Annotated in this window: 8 protein-coding genes; 3 read left to right on the top strand and 5 right to left on the bottom strand. The window is 36.3% G+C overall.

What is annotated here, in order from left to right; all coding sequences use genetic code 11:
- Nucleotides 1–152: 152 nt before the first annotated feature.
- Together CN288_RS18485 and CN288_RS18480 are read right to left on the bottom strand one after the other, a co-directional pair.
- Nucleotides 153–566, bottom strand: a complete 414-nt coding sequence (locus CN288_RS18485; protein WP_098302813.1) for a DUF4183 domain-containing protein — start codon at nucleotides 564–566, stop codon at nucleotides 153–155.
- A gap of 20 nt (nucleotides 567–586) precedes the next feature.
- Complete coding sequence (locus CN288_RS18480) at nucleotides 587–919, bottom strand: DUF4183 domain-containing protein (protein ID WP_255260002.1); 333 nt, start codon at nucleotides 917–919, stop codon at nucleotides 587–589.
- A gap of 253 nt (nucleotides 920–1172) precedes the next feature.
- Here CN288_RS18480 and CN288_RS18475 point away from each other — a divergent pair, with 253 nt between their 5' ends.
- Nucleotides 1173–3236 carry an ATP-dependent helicase gene (locus CN288_RS18475; RefSeq protein WP_098302811.1) on the top strand — a complete coding sequence of 688 codons (2064 nt, stop codon included), beginning with the start codon at nucleotides 1173–1175 and terminating at the stop codon, nucleotides 3234–3236.
- Between the two features lie 174 nt (nucleotides 3237–3410).
- Nucleotides 3411–3878: a CotY/CotZ family spore coat protein gene (locus CN288_RS18470; protein ID WP_098302810.1), complete on the top strand. Its 468-nt coding sequence runs from the start codon at nucleotides 3411–3413 to the stop codon at nucleotides 3876–3878.
- Nucleotides 3879–4113: 235 nt separating this feature from the next.
- Here CN288_RS18470 and CN288_RS18465 read toward each other — a convergent pair whose 3' ends face one another.
- On the bottom strand, nucleotides 4114–4308 hold the full coding sequence (locus CN288_RS18465; RefSeq protein ID WP_139265579.1) for a cytochrome C oxidase subunit III: 195 nt from the start codon (nucleotides 4306–4308) through the stop codon (nucleotides 4114–4116).
- 113 nt (nucleotides 4309–4421) lie between these two features.
- Nucleotides 4422–4781 (bottom strand): DUF1360 domain-containing protein, encoded by a 360-nt coding sequence (locus CN288_RS18460; RefSeq protein ID WP_098302809.1) that lies wholly within the window; start codon nucleotides 4779–4781, stop codon nucleotides 4422–4424.
- Between the two features lie 199 nt (nucleotides 4782–4980).
- Here CN288_RS18460 and CN288_RS18455 point away from each other — a divergent pair, with 199 nt between their 5' ends.
- A complete protein-coding gene (locus CN288_RS18455; RefSeq protein ID WP_098302808.1) occupies nucleotides 4981–5475 on the top strand; it encodes a CotY/CotZ family spore coat protein in 495 nt (164 codons plus the stop codon).
- 66 nt (nucleotides 5476–5541) lie between these two features.
- Here CN288_RS18455 and CN288_RS18450 read toward each other — a convergent pair whose 3' ends face one another.
- On the bottom strand, nucleotides 5542–6177 hold the full coding sequence (locus CN288_RS18450; RefSeq protein ID WP_098302807.1) for a CotO family spore coat protein: 636 nt from the start codon (nucleotides 6175–6177) through the stop codon (nucleotides 5542–5544).
- Nucleotides 6178–6300: the final 123 nt, after the last annotated feature.

Raw genomic sequence — 6300 nt, 5'->3', positions numbered from 1 at the left:
TGTCATAAAAAAACTGCACCCCAATTGTTAGACTATGTCTAATAATTGGGGTGCAGTTCAATAAGAATATAGAGCCAAGGCTTTTTCTATTAGCTAGAAGTATAACTCAATCAGATTATAATCCCTATCAAGAAATCTGATACCAATCAATTTTATGTGTTAATTGTTGTATTAACTGTTAAATTATTCGTAGAAGTTGACGTAGAAGCTGCTGTTACATTAATAAATTCTAGCATTACAGGCTGGCTTTCTGTAAGTGCTGCACCAAGAACTACTTGTGTTGTCGATAAAGTCGTCATAAGATCCGCTTGTTGAAGCACACCATTCACGTACAGATTCACATAAGAATCACCTGCTATAGCAGGTAAATTTACTACTGCCGTTCCGCTATCATCTGCAAAATTCGCTGCAGGAATTGTAGTAACTCCTCCTACAACCATCCCTCCCGTTACAAACGCCACAAATCTGTTACCAGTAGGAGTAACGGTCGTATTCGTCGTTGTTGTAACCTCTCCTGAAATCGTACTCGTTGCTGTAATTACCATTTTAATTAGTGAAACCGCCATCGTTTAAATCTCATCCTTCCTTAATATACAGTAATAAACTGAAGTATAATTGGCACACCTTTTAATGGAACCTCGTCGATTAAAAGTGTCAATTGACCATCTTCAACTCTGTAAGCTACTGGTGACTGCAGAACACCATTCACAAATAAATTCATACACGAAACTTGATTCGGTGACAAAATCTGTGTAGTTCCATACTCCTGTAACCCGTCACTATTTGTATAAATTAACTTCTGACCATCTGAAAGAGCATAATAAATTTCATTTGTTACTCTCCTAGGTCCTGTCAGCACATTATAAACTGGAAATGCAACGTAGTGACAACAACAGAGACTCTCTTCCCTTCTCTTCACAATACATGACCTCTCTATTTTTGATAGACTATCATATACACCACTATAGAAAATGCACTTTAAATATATTAATATTCTAAATCCTTATTTTTGCGCAAACGTATGTCCTATACTTTTCAAAAATTCTACATAAAACTGACCCCAGTATTCAAAATATCCGAATGCAAACATGTCCATATACTCTTTTTAACATTGCCTTTTCGCCTTTCTTCCGATAAAGTTATTATTTGATCCCATATTTGAAGGTGAAGTTATGACAATGGAGAAATTTTCGCAAAAATTATTAACACATGCTAGCATTCCGCAGGCAATATATCATATCCCGAAAACCTCTGTTGATTTAATCCCAGAGAAAGAAGCAGATGCAGCTTATTTTCGTGCCCTAGAGCGACAAGGCGTCTATTTAAATGAAAAACAATTAGAAGCAGTCAGAACGACAGAAGGTCCTGTTCTTACATTGGCCGGAGCTGGGAGCGGGAAAACATCTGTGTTAACAACTCGCGTTGGCTATTTAATTAATGTAAAAAATGTTCATCCACGCAACATTTTACTACTTACGTTTACACAAAAAGCTGCTGAAGAAATTCGAAGCCGCGTAGCAAGTTTACCTGGAATGAACCGTTCTGCAAGCCAATATGTCGTCGCAGGCACATTCCATTCCGTCTTTTTAAAATTGCTTCGCAGTCAAGGATACAACCAGCAGATTTTAGCAAATGAAAAACATAAACAAATTATGATAAAGAAAATTTTGAAAGAATTGCGCTTAAAAGACGATTATGACGCAGAAACAATGCTCGCAATGATTTCACTCGAGAAAAATAAATTAAATCGTCCAAAAGATGTACAAGCAAAAACACCCGTTGAACAAGAATTCCGTGAAGTATATGAACGCTATGAAGATGTAAAACAAAGATACGGATATATAGACTTTGATGATATCTTACTAGAAACATTCTATATGCTTGAAAATAACGCACCTTTATTAACGCAATTACAAAATAGATTTCATTACATTGAAGTCGATGAATTTCAAGATACGTCGTATGCGCAATATGAGATTGTAAAACTGTTAGCTTCGCCGCGAAATAATTTATTTATCGCGGGAGATGACGATCAAGCGATATATGGCTGGCGCGGCGCGAGCCATCAAATTATCTTATCCTTCCCAAAAGAATTTGAAGATACAACCATTATTGCTTTAAATACAAATTATCGTTCTAATCCATTTATCGTTGGTCTTGGAAACGAAGTCATTAAACTGAATCAAGAACGTTTTAAAAAAGAATTATATTCTGTTCATGAAGAAGGTATACAGCCATTTTATGCACGCCCTGCCACTACTCTTGATGAGGCAAATCAAATCCTGCAACTCATTCAAGATAAAGTAGCGAGTGGCGAACGAGAATACAAAGACTTTTGTTTATTGTATCGTACGCACTCTGTCAGTCGTTCTTTACTCGACCAACTAACGATTCATAAAGTTCCGTTTATCAAACACGGTGCAAGCCAATCGTTCTATGAGCATTCTTTAATTAAGCCCGTGCTCGATCAGCTACGTCTCGCATATGAACCATTTCGAATCGAATCGCTCTCAAACATATTGCCGACGATGTATATCGGCCGTGATGAATGCATCTCATTTATTGAACGCGAGCAATGGAAATACGGCGAAGGAAGATTCCCTTCCCTCCTCCATTTTCTATTGCTAAACCCGAGTTTAAAACCATTCCAAGTCAAAAAAATAAACGAACGGATTGACTTCATTAAATTCATTAAAGAATTAGAACCAAAGAAAGCACTAAAAGAAATTATTAAAGGTAAGGGTAAATATCTAGAGTACCTACAAAGCAATGACCGCTCTTCCTTTACGATGCATAAAGACATACAAGAAGAAATGCTCGAAGAATTAATGGAATCGGCTACTCGATTTACCGATATCCCTTCCTATTTAGAATTTGTAAGTACAGCGATTCAAAGCCAAAAAGAAATGGAAACATTAAAAACAATGCAACAAAAAGATGCAGTGTCTCTCATGTCGATTCACAATGCAAAAGGACTGGAATTCCCATGTGTCTTTTTACTTGGAGCGAGCGATGGTATACTGCCTCATTCTTCTTCTTTAAAAGATGCAAATGACCGTGTGACTGATACTTCTGAAGCGTTAGAAGAAGAAAGAAGGCTCATGTATGTCGCCATCACTCGCGCAAAAGAAGAACTGTATATTTCCTCTCCGCAATTTTTTAGAGGAAAAAAATTAGATGTATCGAGATTTTTATATATTGCCCAGAAAGACTTACAAAAAAATCCAACACCTTAACATGTGGTGCTGGATTTTTTCATATATTCCTCAAATAATATCCTGCTTATTGTCCAATACAATTCGTCAAATCCGCCACTGCTTTAAACAGGAATCACCTTTGTCCTCCGTAATATCGACTCTTCTCGATTCATATTCTAATAGTAAAAACTTGAGGGTAGGGAAGTGAACAATATGAGCTGTAATTCTAGCGACGAGCATGATACATACTTTGATGAAAGCTGTGTATGTAATGTCGTCAAATTCATACATGAATTACAAGAATACACATCTACTGCTTATTCATCACAGTATAATGCTCCATTCCTTGGTTCGCATTATGCAGCAAAAGCAGCAAACACACGGCCATTTATTTTATTCACAAATTCAGGAAACCCATTCGAATTATCTGTTCCTTCTGCAAATAAATATTGCCGCTCTCCTATTTTCCGTGTACAAAGTGTAGATAAAAATTGCTACGCCGTGCTTCAAGCATTGATCGTTATTGTAGGAAAAGAACCTGACACGAGCCCAAACCCTGTTTGTACTTACTTAAGTATTCCACATGCTGAATTGCATGCAACTTCCTCTCGTGTCACGGTTGATTTACATTGTTTTTGTGGTATTCAATGTTTGCGTGATGCATTTGTTACAATCTGCTGAGCATATAACAGCATAGTATATAACCTTTTAACATATATAATTTTTCTCGTCCATTAGCTTCCCGATTCTTCACCGTAGTATCTCAATATGTCCGCAAAATTACCCCTTCGCTATATGCCATGCTTTAAAGGTATATCCCTCTCCGATACAATATAGCTTCATTGTCTTATTACAAAAATTCTTTTTCATATATTTTCATACCAAACAAAAACACTCACGATAACATGAGTGTTTTTCAACCTTGATTTTGTTGATTAGAAATGTTCTTTTTCTTACCACAATTACAACCCTTTTTCTTTACGAAGCCTTGCTGTTGTAATTGGTGTGCCTGTTGCTGATATAACTGTTGTTGCTGTGCTTGTTGCTGCATTTGCTGCCACTGCTGAAGACTATATGGATTGGATTGCAGATTATCTTCCATAACAAACATCTCCTCTGCTGTGCATTTCTATCTATTCACTATATGAACAGCCTATCCTTTCTGTTCACCTATTTTTAAGCTATTAAAGTCCGATTTTTCAACTAATCATCAGTTAAAAACCTCTATTCTTCAACAAATCGTCCAATTATCGTTTCAATAATAGCCGCTGCCCCGGCGAGTGCCCACAACGCTAATACAGGTTCTGCAACTTTAGGAATCCAATGATACAAGAGAAGTAAAAATGCACTAATCCATACACCTGTACACCAATAACAACTTAACAATTCACCAATCCATTTTTGGAGTCCAGTCCCCTTCACTTTCATATATGTAGACATGGTTCCGTCTTGTTCTTGAATTTGTACTTCTTCAATAAAAGGAGAGCGTATAAAGCTGGTAATTTTATCGTATACAATGAGACGCGTAAACCGAAACACAGCTAACGAAAAAATAAAGAATAAAAACCAACTATTGGAGAACATTCTTCTCATCTCCTTATTTCTATTTACCGAAACATAAAGCATATCGTAAGCATCCAAAGCCGAAGACTTTACTCTCCGTTAAATGAGGACAAATAAAGGCTTATCCCGAAAAAAAAACATCCTATGAACCGTAACCGATTTGCTCCTATTTCAATACTCTAATAGTGTAAATGAAAACTAAATATAAGGAGTGAAATTCATGAGTTGTAAAGATGAAAGACATGATCATCACCATCACCGCTCAAACTGCGTATGTGACGTGGTAAAATTTATCGATGAATTGCAAGATTGTGCTTCTTCTGCTTGCCCAACAGGCTGTGACGTTCCATTTTTAGGAGCAAATCAAGGCGCTAAATTCGCAAACACTCGCCCTTTTTTGTTATATACTACAGAAGGAGAGCTTTTTTCTTCCGTATTTTTCCAAGAAAACAATCCTGGAATAACAAGTGATGATATCTGTGCAAGTTCTCCTATTTATCGCGTAGCGAGTGTAGATGATTGCTGCGCCGTATTACAGATATTAGTTCCGCCTGGACTTACTCCAGAAACAGCTGCAACACCTGAGGATATTGTTTGTGCGTTTTTAAAACAAACAATACCACAATTAATCTCTACAAATTTATCTATTACAGTTGATTTAAATTGTTTCTGTGCGATTCAATGTTTACGTGATGTAAATGTTCCAGGCGTATAATCGCTTGATTAGAACAATTTGTAAAACCAAAAAACTATGAGGTGGTAGGTATTCCTACCACCTTTTCTATATCCCCATAATTTGAATCGATACAATCTCTTCAAACTTCACTTGGAATTTTTCGAATGTTTGTGCTGAATTAATAGATACATAACCATCTTCATACGAAATGATAAACCCTACATATATATCCTTCACTGTTATTACGCGGCATTTTACATTTGGAATGTAATGCGGTCTATGAAGAAAAAAGTATATTTTCTCTTCATTGTCCATATCCTTAAACGATTTTTTCGTCAAATCTTTTAAAAAAATTTGTGGCTTCCCATCCTTTTTTTCTTCCGCTAACTCATCTATCACCTCTGTTGATTCTTCGGCTTCTTCTAATACCTCTGTTACGTCTGTTACTTCCACTAACTCAATACCTTCTATAATGTCTGAACTTCCTTGTTGTTCTTGTTCTGTTAGTACCTTTTCATCCGATGTAACGATTTCTTCTTGAACAAATGGCCCCACTTTATCTTCCTCGACGCCTTGCTCTTCTTTCACAACATTTTGCACTTCTTCCTTTTTTTCAGAAACGCTTTGATTCAATTTAACAATAAACGTTTGTTGTATATTCCACTTACTTTTCTCCAAATTAGGTTCTGCCGTATAAAGACGAGGCTGATTTTTTATATCCTCAGTTTTCTTTTTAGTCAAGGTTCTCCCTCCTGTCAACAACACTTCTCTTCAAAGTATATTCCCAAAAGTGAAGAACTTGCTTTTAAATTTATAAACAATACGGAATCTACATCATTTTACATACAGATATTTCAAGCTAAA

This window comes from Bacillus sp. AFS023182, from assembly GCF_002560575.1.
Taxonomy (GTDB): domain Bacteria; phylum Bacillota; class Bacilli; order Bacillales; family Bacillaceae_G; genus Bacillus_A; species Bacillus_A arachidis.
This window is presented reverse-complemented; position numbering and strand designations above follow the sequence as displayed.

Excerpts from the sequence above, each read along its gene's own strand:
- CN288_RS18475 (WP_098302811.1), top strand. The coding sequence starts at position 1,173 with ATGACAATGGAGAAATTTTCGCAAAAATTATTAACACATGCTAGCATT.
- CN288_RS18455 (WP_098302808.1), top strand. The coding sequence starts at position 4,981 with ATGAGTTGTAAAGATGAAAGACATGATCATCACCATCACCGCTCAAAC.
- CN288_RS18470 (WP_098302810.1), top strand. The coding sequence starts at position 3,411 with ATGAGCTGTAATTCTAGCGACGAGCATGATACATACTTTGATGAAAGC.
- CN288_RS18485 (WP_098302813.1), bottom strand. The coding sequence starts at position 566 with ATGGCGGTTTCACTAATTAAAATGGTAATTACAGCAACGAGTACGATT.
- CN288_RS18460 (WP_098302809.1), bottom strand. The coding sequence starts at position 4,781 with ATGTTCTCCAATAGTTGGTTTTTATTCTTTATTTTTTCGTTAGCTGTG.
- CN288_RS18465 (WP_139265579.1), bottom strand. The coding sequence starts at position 4,308 with ATGTTTGTTATGGAAGATAATCTGCAATCCAATCCATATAGTCTTCAG.